We start from the raw sequence: 21,109 nt of genomic DNA on the forward strand, positions 1-21,109 counted from the left end.
CATCACCTCCGGTCGATCGGCACGCGGCCACAAACGCCCTGATCGTAACGCGCTGTCCTGAACGACGCGGGCACCTGACCACGCACCCGGGAGGCGGCCCGGCGGTGCACCGGCGCCCGCTCGCTACTGTCAGGACATGGTCCGATCCATCGCCTCCGCCACGACAGTCACCCGCGACGAGCTCCTCGAGTTCGTGCGCCCACGCCACCACGCCGTCCTCACGACGTTCCGCAAGGACGGCAGCCTGCAGACCTCTCCCGTGTCCTGCGGCGTCGACGCGCAGGGGCGAGTGGTCGTCTCGACGTACCCCGACCGCGCCAAGGCGGTGAACCTGCGCCGGGACCCCCGCGTGTCGATGTGCATCCTCTCCGACGACTTCGACGGCGAGTACGTGCAGATCGACGGCACGGCCGAGGTCCTCGACATGCCCGAGGCCCTCGAACCCCTCGTCGAGTACTTCCGGGTCATCGCCGGCGAGCACCCCGACTGGGACGAGTACCGGGACGCCATGCGCGCCCAGGACAAGTCGCTCCTGCGCGTGACCATCACGCGCTGGGGCCCGCTCGCCAAGGGTGGGTTCCCCGCGCGCCTCGCGTGACGCCGAGGGGCGAGCCGCCTGTCAGGCGCTCTCCTTCTTCTCCGCCCCGCCCTTCTCCGCCCCGCCCTTCTCCGCCCCGCCCTTCTTCGCGGCAGCCTTCTTCGCGGGGGCCTTCGTCGCGGCAGGCTTCTTCGCTGGCGCCTTCGACCCGGACGTCGTCGACGAGGACGGAGCCGCGTCCGTCGCACGCTTGGCGGTCGCCTTCTTCGTCGTCCGGGACACACCAGCGGAGTCGTCAGAGCCCGAGGTGCCACCCGACGTCCCGGTGCTCCCTGACGCCTTGGTGCTCTTCCCGGTCCCCCGTGACTTCTCGACGCTGCGTCGCAGCACCTCCATGAGGTCGACGACCTGCGCGTCCTCGCCGTCCTCGTCCTCGGGCTGCTCGCCGAACGTCGCTGCCGTGTCGACCGCGTCCCCCTGCTCGAGCTTGGCGTCGATGAGCATCTGCAGCTGCTCGGTGTACTCGTCGGTGAACTTCTCGGGGGTGAAGTCGCTCTCGAAGCTCTCGACGAGCGTGGCCGCCATGTCGAGCTCCTTCTGGCTGATGCGGACCTTCTCGTCGAGGGACGGGAAGGACGCCTCGCGGACCTCGTCGTCCCACCGCAGGATCTGCAGCGTGAGCACGCCCTCGCGGACCCGCAGCGCGCCCAGCCGCGAGCGCTGACGCAACGAGAAGTTCACGACGGCGACGCGCTCGCTCGCCTCGAGGGTGCGCACGAGCAGCGCGTAGGACTTGATCGACTTCGAGTCCGGCTCGAGGTAGTAGGCGTGCTCGTACATGATCGGGTCGATCTGGTCGGCGGGCACGAACTCGACGACGTCGATCTCCCGGCTGCGCTCGACCGGCAGGGACTCGAGGTCGTCAGAGGTGAGGACCACGGTGCGGTCCCCGTCGTCGTACGCCTTGGCGATGTGCCCGTAGTCGATGACCTTGCCGCAGACCTCGCACGTGCGCTTGTACCGGATGCGCCCGCCGTCGGCGTCGTGCACCTGGTGCAGCCCGATGTCGTGGTCCTCGGTCGCGCTGTACAGCTTGACCGGCACGTTGACGAGCCCGAACGTGATGGCGCCCTTCCAGATCGCTCGCATCGCCCCATCATGGCCCGAGGTGCCGCAGCGTGCACCCGTCGCCATGATGGGGCGGGACACAGGTCGGCACGACGACGGGAGCCTGGCATGGCGGCACGGTCCGGCGGCGGTGCGCGCTCGTCGCGCCCGGGTGGCGCGCAGGCCGTGGAGATCGGCGGGCGTCGCCTGTCGCTGACCAACCTCGACAAGGTCCTCTACCCGCGCACCGGCACGACGAAGGCGGAGGTGCTCGCCTACCTCGCCGCCGTCGCTGACCCGTTCATCGCCCACGCGTACGACCGTCCTGCGACGCGCAAGCGCTGGGTGCACGGCACCGACGGCCCGGTGTTCTTCCAGAAGAACCTCGACGACGCGACACCCACGTGGGTCCCGCGCCGCCGCCTGCAGCACTCCGACCACGTGAACACCTACCCGGTGGTCAACGACCTGGCGACGCTCACGTGGCTCGGTCAGATCGCCGCCCTCGAGGTGCACGTGCCCCAGTGGCGGTTCACCGGCGACCCCGACGACGCCGGTCGGAGCAACCCCGACCGGCTCGTCCTCGACCTCGACCCGGGCCCCGGCACGGGCCTCGCGGAGTGCGCCGACGTCGCTCGGTGGGCGCGCGCGATCCTTCTCGACATGGGCCTCGAGCCGTTCCCCGTCACGAGCGGTTCCAAGGGGATCCACCTCTACGCCGCGCTCGACGGCACGAACGACGCGACCGCGATCGGAGCCGTCGCGCACGAGCTCGCACGGGCGCTCGAGGCGGACCACCCGGATCTCGTCGTGAGCGACATGAAGAAGTCGCTCCGTGAGGGCAAGGTGCTCGTCGACTGGTCCCAGAACAACCCGAACAAGACGACGATCGCGCCCTACTCGCTGCGGGGACGCGAACGCCCGACGGTCGCGGCACCACGGACCTGGGACGAGCTCGACTCCCCCGACCTCGACCATCTCGAGATGGACGACGTCGTGGCCCGGCTCGCGGAGCACGGCGACCTGCTCGCCGGGCTGCGGCGCCCGCAGGACACCGGACCGGCACCCGCGCCCGCGGTGACCGACCGGCTCGCGGTGTACCGCTCCAAGCGCGACGGCGCGAAGACCCCAGAACCGGTGCCCGCGCGCACGAGCGCAACGCCTCGGCGGGACCCTGGCGCCGAGGACGCCGCACCGACGTTCGTCATCCAGGAGCACCATGCGCGTCGCCTGCACTTCGACTTCCGGCTCGAGCACGACGGCGTCCTCGTCAGCTGGGCCCTGCCCAAGGGCGAGCCCGACGACCCGGCCCGCAACCACCTCGCCGTGCAGACGGAGGACCACCCCCTCGAGTACGGGACGTTCGAGGGGTCGATCCCCAAGGGCGAGTACGGCGCCGGGGAGGTGACGATCTGGGACGCCGGGACGTATGAGCTGCACAAGTGGCGGGAGGGCAAGGAGGTCATCGTCACCCTGCACAGCGCCGGGCGCCCCGTGGACCGCGGGACACGGAAGCTCGCTCTCATCCACACCGGGTCCGGCGAGGAGTCGACCTGGCTCATCCACCTCATGTCGCCGGACACGCCGTCGTCGCGAACCCGACCGGCGGTGGGACCTGCCCCGGTCACCGAGCGGCCCACGCGCAGTGCTCCGGCATCGGACATCGCACCGATGCTCGCGACGCCGGGATCGATCGACGACCTCGACCGCACCGAGGACTGGGCGTTCGAGATGAAGTGGGACGGGGTCCGCGCGATCCTCACCGTCGCCGACGGTCACGTCACCGCACGCAGCCGCAACGGCATCGACCTCACCGCGACGTACCCGGAGCTCGCCGCGCTCGCCGACGCCGTGGACGGCGACGCGGTCCTCGACGGGGAGGTCGTCGCGCTCGACCGTGCCGGACGCCCCGACTTCGGCCGCCTGCAGCCCCGGATGAACCTCACCGAGGACCGCGACGTCGAGCGCGCAGCGCAGGCGCAGCCGGTCGACCTCATGGTGTTCGACCTCCTCGAGCGGGACGGCCGACGTCTGACCCGGCACACCTACGACGACCGGCGCGCGCAGCTCGCGGAGGTGCTGACGGAACGCGACGGGATCCACCTGCCCCCGGCCTTCGAGACGGCGTCGGGGGGCGACGTGCCCGGGCTCGCCCGGCAGGCCTTCGAGGCGAGCAGGACGCTCGGGCTCGAGGGCGTCGTCGCCAAGCGCCGCGACAGCGTCTACCAACCGGGTCGGCGCGCGCGCACGTGGGTGAAGATCAAGCACCAGCGCACCCAGGACGTCGTCGTCGTCGGATGGCGCCCCGGCCGTGACGGGCGGGCGGGCCTCGTCGGATCCCTCCTCGTGGCGGTCCCCGACGACGACGGGGTGCTGCACTACGCGGGCCGCGTGGGCTCCGGGTTCTCGGAACGGCTCGTGCGTCAGCTCACCGAGGAGCTCGGCAGGGCTGAGCGGTCAGCACCGGCCGTGGAGGGTGTGCCAGGTGCGGACGCGCGGGACGCCCGATGGGTGGAGCCCGACCGCGTCGCGGAGGTGACCTTCGCGGAGTGGACGGGCAGCGGCAGGCTCCGGCACCCTGTGTGGCGGGGATGGCGGCCCGACCGGTCGGTCGCGGACGTCCGCCTCGATCCGTGACCTTGGTCCCACCCCACAACGCATGACCCGTGATATTGGTCACTTCGGCCCAATCCTGCGGCTGACGAGTCATAGCATCGCCAGGTGGCAGCCTCCAAGAACACCCCCAGCGCACCCGTCGACGTCGTCCTCGTGGGGGGCGGGATCATGAGCGCGACGCTCGGTTCCCTCCTCCGCCTCCTCGAGCCCACGTGGACCATCCAGATCTACGAGCGTCTCGACGCCGTCGCTCAGGAGAGCTCGAACGCGTGGAACAACGCCGGCACCGGGCACGCAGCCCTGTGCGAGCTCAACTACACGCCGCAGCGCGCCGACGGCACCGTCGACATCCGCAAGGCCGTGACGATCAACGAGCAGTTCCAGGTGTCCCGCGAGTTCTGGCAGCACCTCGTCTCCGCCGAGCTCCTGCCCGACACCGAGGGCTTCATCAGCTCGACGCCGCACATGACCTTCGTCCGCGGCGCGGAGAACGTCGAGTACCTGCGCCGGCGGCACGCGGCGCTGTCCGCGCACCCCCTCTTCTCGGACCTCGAGTTCTCCGACGACCCGGCCGTCATCGGCTCGTGGGCCCCGCTCCTGCTCGCTGAGCGCCGCGACGACGAGCCGATCGCCGCGACGCGCGCATCGGACGGGACCGACGTCGACTTCGGCGCCCTCACCCGCCGCATGACCGACTACCTCGTCGCCAGCGGCGCCGAGCTGCACCTCGAGCACGAGGTGCGTTCGCTCACCAAGCGCAACGACGGGACGTGGCGCCTGTCCGTCGCCGACCGCAGCTGGAACGCCCAGGAGGCACGTCGCACGGTCGACGCCCGCTTCGTCTTCATCGGGGCCGGCGGCGGCGCGCTGCCGCTGCTGCAGAAGGCGGGCATCCCGGAGATCAAGGGCTACGGCGGCTTCCCCATCAGCGGGGTGTTCCTGCGCACGCGCAACCCGGAGCTCGTCGCCCAGCACCAGGCCAAGGTCTACGGCAAGGCCGACGTCGGCTCGCCGCCCATGTCCGTCCCCCACCTCGACACCCGCGTCGTCGACGGCGAGACCTCGCTGCTGTTCGGTCCGTACGCGGGCTTCAGCACGAAGTTCCTCAAGCGCGGGTCGCTCCTCGACCTCTTCCGCTCCGTCCGGCCGTCGAACATCGTCACGATGCTCACGGTCGCCAAGGACAACATGGACCTCACCATGTACCTCGTCCGCGAGGTGACGAAGTCGAAGTGGTCGAAGTTCCGCACGCTGCGTGACTTCATGCCGACGGCTGACCCCAAGGACTGGGAGTTCATCACCGCCGGGCAGCGCGTCCAGGTGATGAAGAAGAAGGACGGCGCCTTCGGTGGGGTCCTCGAGTTCGGCACGGAGCTCGTCACCGCCGCCGACGGGTCCATCGCTGGCCTTCTCGGCGCCTCGCCCGGTGCGTCGACCGCCGTGACCGCGATGGTCAACCTCCTCGAGCGGTGCTTCCCCGAGCGCATCGACGCCTGGCGTCCCGAGCTCGCCACGATGCTTCCGAGCCTCCACATCAGCACGTGGGACTCTGACGCCGAGCTCGCCAGCCTGCGGGACAGCGAGTCCGAGGCACAGCCCAGCGCCTGATCGCGGGCGAGGGGCGGGGTGCGTCCAGCGGCTGGCGGTGACGCCGCCTAGGGTGGGGCGCATGGACACCAGAACCACATCCCGCCTCTCCCCCGACCTCAGCGCCATCAGCCTCGGCTGCTGGCAGCTCGGCAGCGACTGGGGTGACGTCTCGGAGGAGTCGGCCCACGCCGTGCTCGCCGCGGCCCTCGACTCCGGCGTGACGTTCCTCGACACGGCAGACGTGTATGGCGACGGTCGGAGCGAACGCATCATCGGGTCGTTCCTCGACCAGCGTGGCCGCCACGGCATCACGGTCGCCACGAAGATGGGCCGGCGCGCCGACGCGCACACCCCCGAGGCGTACACGCTCGACGCCTTCCGGGCCTGGACGGACCGGAGCCGGGAGAACCTCGGCGTCGACACCCTCGACCTCATCCAGCTGCACTGCCCGCCCACCCCGGTGTTCTCCGCTGACGCCACGTACGACGCTCTCGACACGCTCGTCGCCGAGAAGCGCGTCGCCGCGTACGGCGTCTCCGTCGAGACCTGCGCCGAGGCCCTCACGGCGATCGCGCGCCCCGGCGTCACGAGCGTCCAGATCATCCTCAACGCGTTTCGCCGCAAGCCGCTCGAGGAGGTCCTCCCGGCAGCCCGGGAGGCGGGCGTCGCGATCATCGCGCGCGTCCCCCTCGCGAGCGGCCTGCTCTCGGGCAAGTACGACGCGAGCACGACGTTCGCCGACAACGACCACCGCAGCTACAACCGCTCGGGCGCCGCGTTCGACGTCGGCGAGACGTTCGCCGGTGTGCCGTTCGACGTCGGTGTCGCCGCCGCGAACGAGGTGTCCGCGCTCGTCCCCGAGGGATCCGGCATGACGACCGCGCAGCTCGCGCTGCGGTGGATCCTCGACCAGGACGGCGTCACGACGGTCATCCCGGGCGCTCGCAACGCCGAGCAGGCACGCGGGAACGCGGCCGCGGCGGACCTCCCGCCGCTCACCCCGGAGCAGTCCGCCGCGCTCGAGCGCATCTACGACGAGAAGATCCGCCCGCACGTCCACGACCGCTGGTAACAGGTGCGTCGTCCTGGCAGCGCCGTCCCGAGCTGCAGCAGCACCTCGGGACGGCGTGCGCGTCAGGACGCCAACCGGCCGCCGCTCTCCCGGAGGTAGCACGCGGCGCAGAGCGACTCGTAGCCCACCTCGACCCCGTCGATCGCGACCTGGGCACCGTCGAAGGTGAACGCGCCGTCGACAGTGCGGGCATTGAAGACCGCCTTGCGGCCGCAGCGGCAGATCGTCTTGAGCTCCTCCAGAGAGTGTGCGACCTCGAGCAGCCGTCGGCTGCCAGGGAACGCCACCGTCTGGAAGTCGGTGCGGATGCCGTAGCAGATGACGGGAACACCGTCGAGCGTCGCCACACGCAGGAGATCGTCGACCTGGTGCGCCGTGAGGAACTGCGACTCGTCGAACAGCAAGCAGCTGACGTCCCGCCCGGTGCGGCGCTGGAGCTGCTCCCGCTGAGCCTGGAACGCGCCGAGCACGTCCTCCTCGGCGCCGACCACGAAGTCGACCTCCCGGTCCACGCCCAGCCGTGACCGGATCGCCCGGCCCGCCTTCGTGTCGACCCCCGGCTTGGCGAGGAGGACCTCGTGGCCCCGCTCCTCGTAGTTGTGCGCCGCCTGCAGCAACGCCGTGCTCTTGCCGCTGTTCATCGCCCCGTACCGGAAGTACAGCTTCGCCATCGCGTCGTTCTCCTCGTCGTGTCGGCGACCATCCCACCACACGCAGGGCGTCAGGTGAGCGCGATCCAGATGAGGAGCTGTGTGACGAGGAAGCCTGCGACGAGGTTGTGCCACAGGAACCGGCGCCAGCCCGCGTTGGCCGTCTCGCAGTCCTCGTCACGCAGCGAGCGGAAGGGTGCGACGTTGACGAGGTACCCGAGCGGGATCACGGCCGCGAGCACCCCGGGCCACCCGGTGGCGAGGAGCGCGAGGGCAGCTCCGGCGTAGCAGGCCATGGCGAACCGCACCGTCCGCGCGGCACCGAAGGCCGTGGCGACGGACCCGATCCCGGCGGCACGGTCGGCCTCGATGTCCTGGACGGCGCCGAACGCGTGGGAGCCCACACCCCAGAGGAAGAAGGCCCCGAGCGCGGCGTACACGGGGACGGAGACGGTCCCGGGGGCGGCGAGCAGCAGCCCGACCACGGCGGGGCTGACGAAGTGGGTGCTCGAGGTGAGCGAGTCGAGCAGCGGCCTCTCCTTGAACCGCAGCACGGGCGCGGAGTACGCGACGACGGCGGCGACGGACACGGTGAGTGCCACGGTCGACGAGAAGTTCCCCACAGCGACGAGGTACACGAGGAAGGGGACGTTGCTCAGCACGGCGGTCCACAACGTGAGCCGGTGCACACCGCGGTCGAGCACGATCCCCTCGACCCCGCCCTTGCGCGGGTTGCGCAGGTCGGACTCGTAGTCGAAGACGTCGTTGATCCCGTACATGAGGATGTTGTACGGCACGAGGAAGTAGAGGGTGCCCAGGACGAGAGGCCACGTGATGCCGCCGCCGGCCATGATGTACGCGGCGGCGAACGGGTACGCGGTGTTGATCCAGCTGATGGGCCGTGAGGACGCGATGACCTGCTTCATCGACCGTCCTTGTGGCCTACGCCGGCCCAGACCGCGGGCAGCAGGATCGCTGCGGCGACCGGCCAGGCGAGGTCCTCGAGCGGAGCGAGCCAGACGGTGACCCCGCTCATGTGCTGGTCGTCGAACCGGAAGAGGTCCGCCCAGATCATGATGCTGTCGAACACGACCGTGAGCACCACGAGGACGAGGCCGACGACGGCCGTCGCCGCCCACCAGCGCCGCGCGCCCGGTGCCGGGACACGGCGGTCGACCGGCGTCCGACCCGCTCCACGCCGCAGCGCGACGAGAGCGACGGCCGCCGCGACGAGGACGAACACCGCGTTGAGCTGGAGGTACGTCACGCCTGCCCTCCGTCGGCTCGCGCGCGGACGAGGGCGGGGACGAGGTACCGGGTGGCGAGGCCGTGCAGGACCATCGTCAGGTGGCACAGGAAGGTGATGAACACGAGCTCCTCGAGCGGGAAGTCGGGGGCGAGCTCGATCCCTGTCATCGCGGCGCTCTGGCCCCTCTCGAAGATCCCGAAGGAGATGCCGGCTGCGTCCCACAGGAGGAAGAAGACGATGCCGACGGCCATGACCAGGCCCGCGCGACGTGCGTCGGCCCAGAGGAAGACCCGCCACCGACGGTCGACGACGAGCATGCACGCGAACGAGACGAGGAGGGCACCCAGGTACTCCCAACCGGTCACAGCGGTTCCTCCAGTGGTGTCGTCGACCGGTCGGAGCGTAGCCGCTTGAGCGCGATCTCCGCGCTGATGAGGCACATCGGCAACCCGATGCCGGGGATCGTCGTCCCGCCGGCGTAGAGGAGGCCGTCGACCCGTGCGGAGCTGTTGGACCCGCGGAGGAAGGCGCTCTGCCGCCAGGTGTGCGCGGGGCCGAGGGCTCCTCCTGACCAGGAGTTGTAGGACTCTGCGAAGTCGGCGGGGCCGACGGTGCGGCGGACGACGATGCGGTCGGTGAGGTCGGGGATCCCGGCCCACCGGGCGACCTGCTCGATGGCCGCGTCCGCCGCCTTCTCGATCGCCGGGGAGCCCGCTCCGTCGATGCCTCCCGTACCGGTCGACGGGTCCGGCGGCACGGGGACGAGGATGAAGACGTTCTCCGTCCCCGGGGGCGCGACGGTGGGATCCGTCGCGGACGGCTTGCACACGTACGCCGAGGCTGGCTGCGGGATGTGCGCGTCCGGACCGAAGATGTCGTCGAAGTTGCGTTGCCAGTCGTCGGTGAAGAACAGCGAGTGGTGCGCCAGCTGCGGGAGCTCGCCGGTCACCCCGAGGTAGACGAGGACGGCTCCCGGCCCCGACTGCCGGGAGTCCCACCACTCCTGCGGGTAGGTCTGCAGGGCTGGCGGAAGCAGGGTCGTCTCCGTGTGGTGCAGGTCCGCGGCGCTGACGACGACGTCCGCGTCGAGCTCGCGCGTGCCCGCGTCGCACTCGTACGTCACACCGGTGACGGCGGCCCGTGGACGCCGGGCGCGACGCGCACCCCCGACGTCGCGCGTGCGGATGGCAGTGACCGTCGCGCCCGTGCGGATACGCACGCCCTCCGCCCGGGCGAGACGCTCGACAGCCTCGATCACGGTGCTGAAACCGCCCCGCGGGTACAGGACCCCGTCGACGAGGTCGAGGTGGCTCATGAGGTGGTACATGCTCGGAGCCCGGTCCGGGGAGGACCCGAGGAACACGGCGGGGTAGCCGAGGATCTTGCGGATCCGGTCGTCCCGGAAGTAGCCCGCGACGAAGCGGTCGAGCGGTCGGGCGAGCAGCTGGACGAGCCGACCACCGCGGCGCAGCACGTCGGCCCGCACGAGCGAGAGCTTCGACTGGAAGCTCGAGTAGAGGAACCGTTGCTGCGCCATCTCGTACGTGTCGCGTGCGGAGGCGAGGTAGCGGTCGAGGCTCGCGGCCGCGCCGGGCTCGATCGCCTCGAACGTCGCCTTCGTCGTCTCGACGTCGGCGGTGACGTCGACGGGGTCAGCGTGCCCCTCGAAGAAGACCCGGTAGCCGGGGTCGAGCCGCACGAGGTCCAGCTCGCGCGCGGCGGTGGTACCCAGGAGCCGGAAGAAGTGGTCGAACACCTCCGGCATGAGGTACCACGAGGGTCCGGTGTCGAACCTGAACCCTCCCGACTCCCACGAGCCGGCCCGCCCACCGAGCTCGTCGCGCTGCTCGAGGAGCTCCACGTCGTAGCCGTCACGTGCCAGGAGGGCCGCCGTGGCCAGACCTGCGATCCCTCCCCCGACGACGATCGCCGTGCTCACGAGCGGCGACCGTTCGCGATCGCGCGGCCGAGGATCTGGGCCTTGACGTGCCCCGGGACGCGCACGCGTTCGCGCAACAGGTCGCTCGCCGGAGCGGCCGCGAGGCGGGCACTGAGCTCCTCGAAGAGCCCGTGGGCGGCGGCGACGGCCGTCCGGCTGTTCGCGGGCAGGGCTCGGATCGCCTCGGCCGCGACCGCGAGGTCGGCGTCGATGTCCGCCACGAGCACGTCGCGCTGCTCGTCGGAGAACGCGTCGAGATCGAGGTCGGGGAAGTACACCCGGCCCAGGACCTCGCGGTCGGTCGCGAGGTCGCGCAGGAAGTTGATCTTCTGGAACGCCGCTCCGAGGCGGCAGGCTCCCGGCGCCAGCTCGTCGTAGTCGGCGCGACCCGCCGCACCGAGGAACACGCGCAGGCACATGAGTCCGACGACCTCGGCGGAGCCGTAGATGTACGCGGCGAGCGACTGCGGTGTGTGGGTGCGCACCTCGAGGTCGGCGCGCATGGACGCGAAGAACGGAACGACGAGGTCTGGACCGATCCCGTACCGGCGCGCGGTGAGACCGAAGGCGTGCACGACGAGGTTCGTCGAGTGCGCGGCGACGAGGACGTCGAGCGTGTCCCGCTCGAGCGCGTCGAGCAGCGCAGCGCTCCGCGTCGTGTCCACGGCGCTGTACGGCCCGTCGACGATCTCGTCGGCGAGGCGGACGAGCGCATAGACGTTGCGGACGTCGGTGCGCGTCGAGGGGTGCAGCAACCGGCACGCCCATCCGAACGACGTCGAGTACCCGGCGATGACGGTCGCTGCACTGCGCTGCGCGACGAGGTCGTACAGCTGGGCCTCGTCCGGCCGCGCGCGGCGGAGGCCTGCGGTTGGGCTCATGCGGGTCGCACGATCAAGGATGCCGTCATCGTCTCGATCCATCGGGTGAAGCGGTCGGGGAGGTCGACCTCGGTCAGACGGGCGTGGGCCGACGCGAGGCAGTCAGCGGCGAGGTCCTCGATGAAGCGACGCGAGCCTGCCGCTTCCAAGGACGCGCGGACCGCGTGGAGCTGCTCCTCGGTGACCCGGTCGTCTCCGAGCACCGCCCAGATGCCGTCCCACTGGTCCGTGGTCCGGGCATGCGCGATGAGGGGTGTCATCTTTCCCTCCCGCAGGTCGGTGAGAACGCTCTTGCCCGTCCGGCCCGTGCTGCCGAAGACGCCCTGGACGTCGTCGTAGAGCTGGAACGCGAGACCGACGAGCCTACCGAATCCGTCGAGCCACTCGACGGTCGACGCATCAGCGCCGGCGAGGACCGCCCCGGCTCGCAGCGGGAGCTGGAACGAGTACGCGGCGGTCTTGTGGGTCTCCATCGACAGGATGTCGGAGAGCCCGACCCCGCCGGGAACGACGCTGAACGCCACGTCGGAGAGCTCGCCCGCCGCCGTGAGGTAGATGGCGTGGTCGAACAGCTCGAGCAGCTCGCCACGCACCTCGGGACAGGCGCTGCTCACCGCGATCATGTGTGCGGCTCCGGAGAGCGCGAGGTCCCCGGCGAGGATGCCGGCCGCCGCCCCGAGGCTCCGGGCCATGCGGTCGTCGGCGCCCGCCAGCCGCGCCCGGTCGTAGAAGGTTCCCGGGACGTTGCGGCGGCCGCGGCGGACGTCGTCGTGGTCGATGACGTCGTCGTGGATGACGAACGCCGTGTGCAGGAGCTCGACGGCCGCGCCGATCGTGGCGGCGAGGCGGACGTCGGTGCCACCGAGCACCTCGTACATGCCTGTCACGAGCGCAGGACGGAACCGTTTGCCTCCGTCTGCCGACTCACGCAGACCGAGCCACAGCCGGTGGTACTCGTCGCCGTGCTGCGCCGCCCGGTCGATGCGCGTGCCGAAGTACTCGTCCAGCACCTGCGCCACGGCCTCGCGCGAGGAGCGGAGACCGGGGAGCTGCTCCGCGGGCATCACGCGGGCGGGGTCCGTGCTCGTCGGCCCCGTGCTCGTCGGCTCCGTGCTCGGCGGCTCCGTGCTCGGCGGCTCCGTGCGGGTCTGCTCCGCGCTCGCGGCCGAGCGCCCGGTCCGCGCTCGCGTCCCCGCGGGCACAGGCGGCGCCGTCATGCGGGCACCGAGAGGTCGACCAGCGCGATCTCGTTGAGCTGCGCGACCATCCACTCGCTGAACGCCCAGGGCGTCGCGGTGATCGAGCGTCCGAGATCCTCGGTGTCGACCCAGCGCAGGTCCATGACCTCGTCCGGGTTCGGGACGGGCTCGAGCTCGGTCGTTGCGACATAGACGGGGCACATCTCGTTCTCGACGACGCCCGAGGCGTCGACAGCGCGGTACCGGAAGTCGGGCAGCACGACGGACACGTCCCGGACCACGAGGCCGAGCTCGTGGGTCGCATGGCGGGTGATCGCGTCGAGCATCGACTCGTCCTCGCGGGGGTGCCCGCAGAAGGAGTTCGTCCACACCCCGGGCCAGGTGCGCTTGTGCAGCGCCCGGCGGGTGAGCAGGACCGCTCCGTCGCTGCGCAGCACGTAGCAGGAGAAGGCGAGGTGGAGCGGCGTGTCGGTGCCGTGCACGGTTGCTCGGGGCGCCGTCCCGGTCCTGCGTCCGGTCTCGTCGAGGAGGATCACATGGTCCTCGTGGGTGGTGACCTGGATCGTCACGAGGACCTCCGATGCAGTGGTGGGACGGTGTGAGCGAACGATTTTGCTAGCCAGGCTAGTTAATAGTCAACTATGATCACATGATGAGTACGAACGACGCGACCGGCACAGGGACATACTGGTACGACAACGATGAATCGGCCATCCACATCTTGCACGCCCTGAGGCGTTTCCGGCGCGAGGACCAGTCCATGCGCCGACGAGTGAGCGCCGACATGGCGATGAACGAGAGCGACCTGCTCGCCCTCCAGTACGTCGTCAGCGCCCAGACGAAGGGCGCCATCGCCACACCGCGCGGCCTGTCCGTGACCCTCGGGTTCTCCACGGCCTCCACGACGAAGCTCCTCGACCGCCTCACCGCCTCGGGCCACCTCGAACGGCACCCGCACCCGACCGACCGCAGAACACTCGAGATCCGTGCCACGGCGCACGCGCACGAGGACATCCGCGGTCGCCTGCGGGAGATGCACGACGCGATGCTCGCCATCGCCGACGAGGTCCCGGAGGGCTGCCGCGACGCAGTCGTCACGTTCCTCACGTCGATGGCGGACCACCTTCGCGACCAGCCCCCGCGCCGACCTGGCACACCACCGACGACCAACCCCTCCACCGGATAGGGTTCCCGGATGACGCTGAGCATCTCGACCGGGGCGACCGTGCTGTCCCCCGGTCCCCGCCCGGACTCGCCGCTCCTGCTGCTCATGCATGGATACGGAGCCGACGAGCACGACCTCGCCGGACTCGTCCCGCACCTCCCCCGGCATCTCGCCACGGCCTCGGTACGCGCCCCGCTCCCCCTGCCGTCGGGGTACGCGTGGGTGCCCATCGTCGACCCCGGTCGTCCCGACCCCGCGGCTGCGAGCGCCGCTGCCGACGCCGTCCTCGCGTGGATCGACGAGCATGTCCCCCCGACGACGCAGATCGCCCTCCTCGGCTTCTCCCAGGGCGGCCTCATGGTCACCCAGCTCATGCGTCAGGCACCCGCCCGCTTCGTCGCAGGCGTGGTGCTGTCCGGTTTCGTCACCGAGGCAGCACTGGACTCGGACATCGAGCTGGCACGCCTCGCGCCTCCCGTGTTCTTCGGCCGGGGCGACCGGGACCAGATCATCAGCAGCGACGCGTTCGAGCGGGCACGGCGCTGGCTCGCCCAGCACACCACCCTCACGGACGTCGTCTACCCCGGGCTCGCCCACGGGATCAGCGGACCCGAGATTGCGGCAGTCGCTCAGTTCCTCAGCACTCACGTGCCGGACGTGGACCCCCCGCTGCTCCCCTGAGCCGTACGGGTCAGGAACGCGCGGTTCAGGGCAGGTCGGTCTCGAGCGTGTTGCGCCCGAACTCCTGGAGGAACCGCGGCCCCCGGGTCGCGAGCTCCTGCGCATAGGCCGGCGCCCACGCCGAGTACGGTGCGTGGGACAGGGTCTCGTTCGAGAATCGCCGGTCGTCCGTCACCTCCGTGACGCAGAAGCGCGGGATCGTCAGATCGGTGACCGGACCGCCGCGTTCGCACTCCGCGATGATGAGCGGCCGGTTCGCTCCGCCGAACACGTCGATGACCCACCCGTCGCCGCCCAGCCACATCGCGTAGCGGTTCTTGATGATGCGCTTGCCGCCGAGCCGGATCAGCTCGAGCCCGACCCCGACGTCGATCTCGCGCTCGGCCTCGTAGCGCGTGCCACCGACCATCGGGCCCTTGACGGTCACGGCACAGAACTCGAACTCTCCCGCAAAGTCACGGAGCACACCGAGCTCGTCCTCGGTGCCGTCGAGGTCGAGGAGGACGGAGCCGGACTGGACGCGGACCCGCATCGCATAGCCCTCGGCGGCCAGGACATAGCTCTGGACGATGAGGACGGGATCAGGCTCGGTGAGGGCCGCGGTGGGAAGGTCGTCCACGAGGAAGCGGCGCTCGAACTCGAAGTCGCCAAAACCGCAGTCGCTCATCGGTCCTGGCCTCCTTCTGAGGGCTGTCCTCATGTCACGGTACCACCAGCTGGACCGAGCCGACCGGGTCCTCCCGAGGGACCTGCGCGGGCCCCTGCCCGCGACGCGGTGCCCGCACCGCCGACGTCCGGTGGCGAGAGCGGCCCGGAGAACCGACAGTGGGGCGCGGAGGTGGTCTGTCATGACCCAGGAGACCGGGGCCGCACGTGGTACCGGAGCGGCTCACGTCGACGGGTGCGAGCACGAGGGCGGTGGCAGCCGACCCTGTCCCGGCGGGCGAGGTGGGCCGACGACGATGCTCGACGCACTCGTCGTCGGCGGTGGCGCGGCCGGGCTCAGTGCCGCGCTCGTGCTCGCCGGGGCGCTGCGGGACGTCGTCGTCGTGGACGGCGGATCTCCGCGCAACTCCCCCGCAGGGCACGTGCACGGATACCTCGCTCGGGAGGGAGTCTCGCCCGGCGACCTCATGAGGGACGGTCGGACCGAGGTCGAACGGTACGGCGGCCGGTTCGTCGACGACTCCGTCGAGGCACTCGAGCGGGACTGCTCGGGCTTCCGCGCCTCGCTCTCCTCGGGATCGGTGCTCCACGCACGTACGGTGCTCATCGCGACCGGCCTCGTCGACGAGCTCCCCGACATCGAGGGGGTCCGGGAGCAGTGGGGCACCGGCGTCTCGCACTGTCCGTACTGTCACGGGTTCGAGGTGCGAGGCCAGCCGATCGGTGTGATCGCGTCCAACCCGATGTCGCTGCACCAGGCTCTGACCGTCCGGCAGTGGTCCGACGACGTCGTCCTCTTCACGCACTCGACGGCGAGCCTCAGCCCCGACGACGAGGAACAGTTCGCCGCGCGGGGCGTGCGCGTCGTCGACGGCACCGTCGACGCCCTCGTCACCTCGGGCGACCGTCTCGTCGGCGTGCGGATGGAGTCCGGAGAGGTGGAACCGCGTACGGCGCTCTTCATCGGCCCGCGCTTCCTCGCCCGCGACCGGCTGGCAGTCGTGCTCGGGGCGCGCACGGAGCGCAACGACTTCGCGCAGTGGCTCGCTGTCGACGACGAGCAGGCCACGACGGTGCAGGGACTGTGGGCCGCGGGCAACGTGAGCGACCCCGCTGCGCAGGTGATCGCGGCGGCAGCTGCCGGTTCCCGTGCCGCGATCTCCATGAACGCCTACCTCGTCGACGACGACGTCGCCCGTGCGGTCGAAACGCGTCGCCAGTCCGCGAGCGCGCCTGCGAACACAGGCAGCCGGGAACTCTAGACGAGCAGAACGACCTTCGCACGACATGTGATTTCGGGAGGCGGAGGCGGCATATGCAGCACACCATGGACGCAGACGTCAAGAAGTGGCGTGGAAGAAGTCTCCGAACGAAGGGAACGACCATGACAGACGCATACAGCGGTCCGACGAACCCGATCGAACCCCTCGGGTCGTCCGCGGGCGAGCCCGTCCCCACGTACCCCGCGCACAGCGCAGGGTCGACCAGCTCCTACTCGACGACGGGCTCCGACTCCCAGGACTCCGGTCTCAAGGACACGGCGAAGGACGAGGCAGCGAACGTCGCCTCGACCGCACGCGACGGCGCGAGCCGCGTCGTCGAGTCCGAGAAGACCATGGTCAAGGACACGGCCGCCGAGGCCAAGACCGCCGCGAAGGACACCGTCGCCGAGGCGAAGGTCGCTGCGAAGGACCTTCTCGACCAGGGGCGGACGGAGCTCGCGAGCGGGGCCAGCCAGCAGGTGCAGCGCCTCGCCGGGACGGTCCGCACGTTCTCCGACGACCTCACGTCGATGGCTGACGGCACGGAGGGACAGGGCCTCGCCCGCGACCTCGCGCGTCAGGCGTCCTCCTACCTCGCCGACGCGAGCGACTGGCTCGAGAGCCGTGAGCCGTCCGACCTCCTCACCGACGTCTCCAGCTACGCCCGTCGCAACCCGGGGACCTTCCTCGCGATCGCGGCAGGCGTCGGCCTCGTCGTCGGCCGCGTCGCCCGGGGTCTCAAGGACGACGCCGCGCAGGAGAAGGCCGCGGACACGGCCGGGTCCCAGCACGCGCCCAGCTCGTTGTCCGGTCACACGCCGGCCGGATACGTGCCCGCCAGCTACGCACCCGGCACCCTCGCCGACACGGCACCCGGCGCTGACACCGGAGCGGCGACCGACCCGCTCGGCACCTACGCGACCCCGACGACGGCCGCCGACGGCTACGGCCGCACCGGCGACACGACGTACGACCAGGGTCTCGGTGGGCTTCGATGACGGTACCCACAGGCGCACCGGGAGCCCCCGGGGCCGATCCGACGAACGCCTCGGTGGGGCAGCTCTTCGGTGAGGTGACGAAGGACTTCTCCGAGCTCATCCGGCAGGAGATCGCCCTCGCCAAGGCCGAGGCCACGGAGTCGGCCAAGCAGGCCGGCAAGGGCGCCGGGATGTTCGGCGGCGCTGCCGTCGCCGGGCACTTCGTCCTCCTCTTCCTCTCGCTCACGCTCTGGTGGGGCCTCGCACGTCTCATCGGAGACGGCGGCGAGGACCCCGCACTCGGTTGGTCCGGCCTCATCGTCGCGATCATCTGGGGAGTCGTCGCCGCGGTGCTCGCCGCGAAGGGCAAGAAGGAGATGGCGCGCACGAAGGGCCTCCCGCAGACCGCCGCCACCGTCAAGCAGATTCCAGATGCTCTCAAGGGACAGGAGACGCCATGACCACGAACGACCCGGACCAGATCCGCGCAGACATCGAAGCGACCCGCGCCAACCTCAGCCAGGACGTCGACGCACTCACCGAGAAGGTGAGCCCCAGTGCCGTCGCTCACCGGCAGGCCGACAAGGTCAAGGACGCCGTCTCGAGCGCCAAGGAGAAGGTGTTCGGCGCTGCCAGCGGCGCGAACGACAGCCTGCACAGCACCGCGAGCGGTGTGTCCGACAGCATCCGCGGTACGGCGAGCAGCACGAAGGACGGGCTCTCCGGCGCCGCGAGCGGCGCCATGGGCTCCGTGAAGGGCGCGCCGAGCGCTGCGAGGGCCAAGGCGCAGGGCAACCCGCTCGCCGCCGGCATCATCGCCTTCGGCGTCGGACTTCTCACCGCCTCGCTCATCCCGTCGAGCCGCCGTGAGCGCGACGCCGTGCACTCCGTCAAGGAGAGCGACGCGGTCCAGACTGCCACCGAGGGCGTCAAGAGCAGCGCCGCAGAGCTCGCCGACACCCTCCGCGAGCCCGCCATGCAGGCTGTGGACCAGGTGAGGGCGACGGCGACCGAGGGCGCCCAGCAGGTCCGGGACACCGCGGCCAGCGGGGCAGCCGACCTCAAGTCCGAGGCGAAGCACGCCACCCAGGACGTGCGCGACCAGGCTCAGGACTCGCAGGCGAACATCCAGGACGCCCGCGCCTGATCGCTCGCGGACGACTCACACGAAGGCCCCCACCTCACGGTGGGGGCCTTCGTCGCGTGTACGGGGGCCTGTGGCGCGTCGCGAGCGACGGCAGCCCGACGGCGATCTCGCGCCCGGTGCCGGGCGCGAGCCCCTCAGACGCCGCCTGCCGCGTGCGCGAGCTCCACCGCGGACTCCACGCCCTCGAACCATGGCTCCCCGTGCCCCGGCAGCACCGTCCGGGCTCCGGTGGCCGCGAGGACGTCCAAGGACCTCAGAGCCTCGTCGATGTCCGCCGTGGCCGCTCCCGCCACGATCCGGGGCCCCGTGTGTGCTGTGTACGGGTCGAGGGTCACGAGCGCGTCGCCGCTGATGAGGACCCCCCGCTCAGGCAGGTGCAGCGCGCAGTGCCCGAAGGTGTGGCCCGGGGTGAAGAGGATCTCTGGCCGACCCGGGACGTCGAGCACGGACCCGGGCGTCATGGCACGGGTCCCGCGCACACCGCGGACCTTGAGTGCCCCGGCTCGCGTCATGGCGGCCAGGATGCCGATGCTGCGCGGGTACCGCACCGGGTAGATCCCGCGGAGGTTCTCGTGCGCGTAACGGTAGGGGTGCGCGGCGAGGAACTGCTCGTCCTCGTGGGCCCACACCGGCACCTCGAGGTGTTCGACGAGCTTGCGGGCGACGCCCACGTGGTCGAAGTGCGCGTGCGTGAGCACGAGGGCAGAGATGTCGTGCGGGCGCTTCCCGATGGTCCGCAGGGCGTCCGCGAGCACCGGCCAGACGGCCGGGAGCCCGGCGTCGACGAGCGTGAGCGCGCCGTCGTCGCCCTCGACGAGGTAGCAGTTGACGTACGCGTGCTCGATGCGGTGGACGCCTTCGGCGACGGTGACGCTGGTCATGGTGGCCCTCCGTGCAACGACGGGCGGTAGCCGACGGGTTCGCGGCACCCCCGTTCTCCGGCGACCCTACCCACCGCCCCGGGCGGGCGCAGGGCGAGTGCCGGGGTGCGGGGGGCGCCGCGTCCGGAGAGACTGGGGCGATGATCTCCTCGGACCTCGCACGCGCTCTCGCCCTCGCCGGTCTCCGGTGGCAGCCAGCAGCCGGAGACCGGTTCACGATCGAGTCGCAGGACCTCTCCGACGCGGTGTTCACCGTGAGCGACATGACCGTCGAGGTGCACGAGTTCGACACGGGCAAGGTGCTCGGCTTCAACGGCACCACCGAGTGGGCGCTCGACTCCGTGGACCTCGACCAGACGTTGTGGCACCCCACGGAGGAGCAGCTGCGGGTCCTGCTCGGACCCTCCTTCCGGTCGTTGCGCCACGACGGCGACGAGCGGTTCGTCGCGGAGATCCTGCTGCACGGCGAGCCGGTCCTGTTCCCGGCCGGCAGCGCCTCGGATGCCTACGCCACCGCGCTCCTCGATCTCATCGCGGCGGCCGGTCACGGCGACGGGACGCCCTTCCCGACGAAGATCCACGAGTCTTGACGCACGCACCCACCGCCCGGGTGGGCATCTCCGGGTGGCGGTACCCTCCGTGGCGCACGACGTTCTACCCGCCGGGCCTGGTGCAGCGGCGCGAGCTGGAGTACGTGGCGGAGCGTATGCCCAGCGTGGAGATCAACGGCTCCTTCTACTCCCTCCAGACGCCCGCGAGCTATCAGCGGTGGCGCTCCCAGGTGCCGGACGACTTCGTGTTCGCGGTCAAGGGTGGCCGTTACATCACCCACATGCTGCGACTCGTCGAGACCGAGGCGGCGCTCGCGAACTTCTTCGCGTCCGGTGTCCTCGCACTGGGTCCGACGCTCGGCCCGATCCTCTGGCAGCTGCCCGAGCGGCACGTCTTCGACGCCGACGTCGTCGGGCGGTTCCTCGCGTCGCTCCCCCGCACGACGGCCGCAGCCGCGGAGCTGGCCACGCGCCGCGACGAGCGCCTGGATGGGCGGGACTGGCTGACGACCGACGAGGACCGCCCGCTGCGTCATGCGCTCGAGGTGCGACACCCGTCGTTCGTCACGCCGGAGGCTCTCGACCTTCTCCGAGCACAGGACGTCGCCGTCGTCGTCGCCGACACGGCCGGGAAGTGGCCCCTGGTTCTCGACGTGACCGCCGACTTCGTCTACGTGCGGCTGCACGGCTCGTCCGAGCTGTACGTGAGCGGATACGACGACGGAGAGCTCCGGACGTGGGCCGAGCGGATCCGGGGCTGGGTCGACGGAACGTCCACCGCGGACGGGGTCGGGCGCGACGTCTACGTGTACTTCGACAACGACGCGAAGGTGCACGCCCCCTTCGATGCGCTGCGCCTCGCGGAGATCGTGCGCGACTCCTGACGACCGCATCGCGAGATGCTTGACCCGGTGCCGCTAGTGAGGGTTACCTTGCCT

General features: G+C 70.9%; 23 protein-coding genes. 12 read left to right on the plus strand and 11 right to left on the minus strand.

Going from position 1 to position 21,109, the window contains the following annotated elements; all coding sequences use genetic code 11:
• Window positions 1-136 precede the first annotated feature (136 nt).
• Entirely contained in the window at window positions 137-598 is a 462-nt protein-coding gene (locus AC2AXK_RS07875) for a PPOX class F420-dependent oxidoreductase (protein ID WP_484344801.1), read from the plus strand.
• A gap of 21 nt (window positions 599-619) precedes the next feature.
• Here AC2AXK_RS07875 and ku read toward each other — a convergent pair whose 3' ends face one another.
• Window positions 620-1,687 (minus strand): non-homologous end joining protein Ku, encoded by a 1,068-nt coding sequence (ku, locus tag AC2AXK_RS07880; RefSeq protein ID WP_484344802.1) that lies wholly within the window; start codon window positions 1,685-1,687, stop codon window positions 620-622.
• Window positions 1,688-1,774: 87 nt separating this feature from the next.
• Between ku and AC2AXK_RS07885 the strand changes: the two genes are divergently transcribed.
• The 3 genes from AC2AXK_RS07885 to AC2AXK_RS07895 all read left to right on the plus strand — a co-directional run bounded on the left by AC2AXK_RS07885 (window position 1,775) and on the right by AC2AXK_RS07895 (window position 6,923).
• Window positions 1,775-4,282 (plus strand): ATP-dependent DNA ligase, encoded by a 2,508-nt coding sequence (locus AC2AXK_RS07885; protein WP_484344803.1) that lies wholly within the window; start codon window positions 1,775-1,777, stop codon window positions 4,280-4,282.
• Window positions 4,283-4,366: 84 nt separating this feature from the next.
• Window positions 4,367-5,869 (plus strand): malate dehydrogenase (quinone), encoded by a 1,503-nt coding sequence (gene mqo / locus AC2AXK_RS07890; protein ID WP_484344804.1) that lies wholly within the window; start codon window positions 4,367-4,369, stop codon window positions 5,867-5,869.
• 61 nt (window positions 5,870-5,930) lie between these two features.
• Complete coding sequence (locus AC2AXK_RS07895; protein WP_484344805.1) at window positions 5,931-6,923, plus strand: aldo/keto reductase; 993 nt, start codon at window positions 5,931-5,933, stop codon at window positions 6,921-6,923.
• A 62-nt stretch (window positions 6,924-6,985) separates the two neighbouring features.
• Here AC2AXK_RS07895 and AC2AXK_RS07900 read toward each other — a convergent pair whose 3' ends face one another.
• From AC2AXK_RS07900 to idi, 8 genes are read right to left on the minus strand one after another with little or no spacing between them, the layout of a single operon-like run.
• Window positions 6,986-7,594, minus strand: a complete 609-nt coding sequence (locus tag AC2AXK_RS07900) for a thymidine kinase (RefSeq protein ID WP_484344806.1) — start codon at window positions 7,592-7,594, stop codon at window positions 6,986-6,988.
• A gap of 50 nt (window positions 7,595-7,644) precedes the next feature.
• On the minus strand, window positions 7,645-8,499 hold the full coding sequence (locus AC2AXK_RS07905) for a prenyltransferase (protein ID WP_484344807.1): 855 nt from the start codon (window positions 8,497-8,499) through the stop codon (window positions 7,645-7,647).
• Window positions 8,496-8,840, minus strand: coding sequence for a lycopene cyclase (locus AC2AXK_RS07910; RefSeq protein ID WP_484344808.1), 345 nt, complete (start codon window positions 8,838-8,840; stop codon window positions 8,496-8,498). The genes AC2AXK_RS07905 and AC2AXK_RS07910 overlap by 4 nt, the downstream gene beginning before the upstream one ends.
• Window positions 8,837-9,187: a lycopene cyclase domain-containing protein gene (locus AC2AXK_RS07915; protein WP_484344809.1), complete on the minus strand. Its 351-nt coding sequence runs from the start codon at window positions 9,185-9,187 to the stop codon at window positions 8,837-8,839. Before AC2AXK_RS07915 ends, AC2AXK_RS07910 begins: the two co-directional genes overlap by 4 nt.
• Window positions 9,184-10,761 (minus strand): phytoene desaturase family protein, encoded by a 1,578-nt coding sequence (gene crtI, locus AC2AXK_RS07920; protein ID WP_484344810.1) that lies wholly within the window; start codon window positions 10,759-10,761, stop codon window positions 9,184-9,186. The genes AC2AXK_RS07915 and crtI overlap by 4 nt, the downstream gene beginning before the upstream one ends.
• Complete coding sequence (locus AC2AXK_RS07925; protein ID WP_484344811.1) at window positions 10,758-11,642, minus strand: phytoene/squalene synthase family protein; 885 nt, start codon at window positions 11,640-11,642, stop codon at window positions 10,758-10,760. The genes crtI and AC2AXK_RS07925 overlap by 4 nt, the downstream gene beginning before the upstream one ends.
• Window positions 11,639-12,859: a polyprenyl synthetase family protein gene (locus AC2AXK_RS07930; protein WP_484344812.1), complete on the minus strand. Its 1,221-nt coding sequence runs from the start codon at window positions 12,857-12,859 to the stop codon at window positions 11,639-11,641. Before AC2AXK_RS07930 ends, AC2AXK_RS07925 begins: the two co-directional genes overlap by 4 nt.
• Window positions 12,856-13,404: an isopentenyl-diphosphate Delta-isomerase gene (gene idi / locus AC2AXK_RS07935; RefSeq protein WP_484344917.1), complete on the minus strand. Its 549-nt coding sequence runs from the start codon at window positions 13,402-13,404 to the stop codon at window positions 12,856-12,858. The genes AC2AXK_RS07930 and idi overlap by 4 nt, the downstream gene beginning before the upstream one ends.
• An 89-nt stretch (window positions 13,405-13,493) precedes the next feature.
• On the opposite strand from idi, the gene AC2AXK_RS07940 reads away from it, so the two are divergent.
• A complete protein-coding gene (locus AC2AXK_RS07940; RefSeq protein WP_484344813.1) occupies window positions 13,494-14,027 on the plus strand; it encodes a MarR family winged helix-turn-helix transcriptional regulator in 534 nt (177 codons plus the stop codon).
• 9 nt (window positions 14,028-14,036) lie between these two features.
• Window positions 14,037-14,687, plus strand: a complete 651-nt coding sequence (locus AC2AXK_RS07945) for an alpha/beta hydrolase (protein WP_484344814.1) — start codon at window positions 14,037-14,039, stop codon at window positions 14,685-14,687.
• Between the two features lie 25 nt (window positions 14,688-14,712).
• Here AC2AXK_RS07945 and AC2AXK_RS07950 read toward each other — a convergent pair whose 3' ends face one another.
• Window positions 14,713-15,354 (minus strand): CYTH domain-containing protein, encoded by a 642-nt coding sequence (locus AC2AXK_RS07950; protein WP_484344815.1) that lies wholly within the window; start codon window positions 15,352-15,354, stop codon window positions 14,713-14,715.
• Window positions 15,355-15,535: 181 nt separating this feature from the next.
• Between AC2AXK_RS07950 and AC2AXK_RS07955 the strand changes: the two genes are divergently transcribed.
• The 4 genes from AC2AXK_RS07955 to AC2AXK_RS07970 all read left to right on the plus strand — a co-directional run bounded on the left by AC2AXK_RS07955 (window position 15,536) and on the right by AC2AXK_RS07970 (window position 18,739).
• Window positions 15,536-16,615 (plus strand): NAD(P)/FAD-dependent oxidoreductase, encoded by a 1,080-nt coding sequence (locus tag AC2AXK_RS07955; protein ID WP_484344816.1) that lies wholly within the window; start codon window positions 15,536-15,538, stop codon window positions 16,613-16,615.
• Between the two features lie 122 nt (window positions 16,616-16,737).
• A complete protein-coding gene (locus AC2AXK_RS07960; RefSeq protein WP_484344817.1) occupies window positions 16,738-17,613 on the plus strand; it encodes a hypothetical protein in 876 nt (291 codons plus the stop codon).
• On the plus strand, window positions 17,610-18,053 hold the full coding sequence (locus AC2AXK_RS07965; RefSeq protein WP_484344818.1) for a phage holin family protein: 444 nt from the start codon (window positions 17,610-17,612) through the stop codon (window positions 18,051-18,053). Before AC2AXK_RS07960 ends, AC2AXK_RS07965 begins: the two co-directional genes overlap by 4 nt.
• Window positions 18,050-18,739 carry a DUF3618 domain-containing protein gene (locus AC2AXK_RS07970; RefSeq protein ID WP_484344819.1) on the plus strand — a complete coding sequence of 230 codons (690 nt, stop codon included), beginning with the start codon at window positions 18,050-18,052 and terminating at the stop codon, window positions 18,737-18,739. Before AC2AXK_RS07965 ends, AC2AXK_RS07970 begins: the two co-directional genes overlap by 4 nt.
• 134 nt (window positions 18,740-18,873) lie before the next feature.
• Here the strand turns inward: AC2AXK_RS07970 and AC2AXK_RS07975 are convergent, their stop codons facing one another.
• The gene (locus AC2AXK_RS07975; protein WP_484344820.1) at window positions 18,874-19,620 is read right to left on the minus strand and encodes an MBL fold metallo-hydrolase; all 747 of its coding nucleotides are present in this window, start codon (window positions 19,618-19,620) and stop codon (window positions 18,874-18,876) included.
• A gap of 140 nt (window positions 19,621-19,760) precedes the next feature.
• Between AC2AXK_RS07975 and AC2AXK_RS07980 the strand changes: the two genes are divergently transcribed.
• Window positions 19,761-20,210: a pilus assembly protein CpaE gene (locus AC2AXK_RS07980; protein WP_484344821.1), complete on the plus strand. Its 450-nt coding sequence runs from the start codon at window positions 19,761-19,763 to the stop codon at window positions 20,208-20,210.
• On the plus strand, window positions 20,207-21,055 hold the full coding sequence (locus tag AC2AXK_RS07985) for a DUF72 domain-containing protein (protein WP_484344822.1): 849 nt from the start codon (window positions 20,207-20,209) through the stop codon (window positions 21,053-21,055). The genes AC2AXK_RS07980 and AC2AXK_RS07985 overlap by 4 nt, the downstream gene beginning before the upstream one ends.
• Window positions 21,056-21,109: the final 54 nt, after the last annotated feature.

It is taken from the genome of Sanguibacter sp. Z6_81 (genome assembly GCF_057180625.1).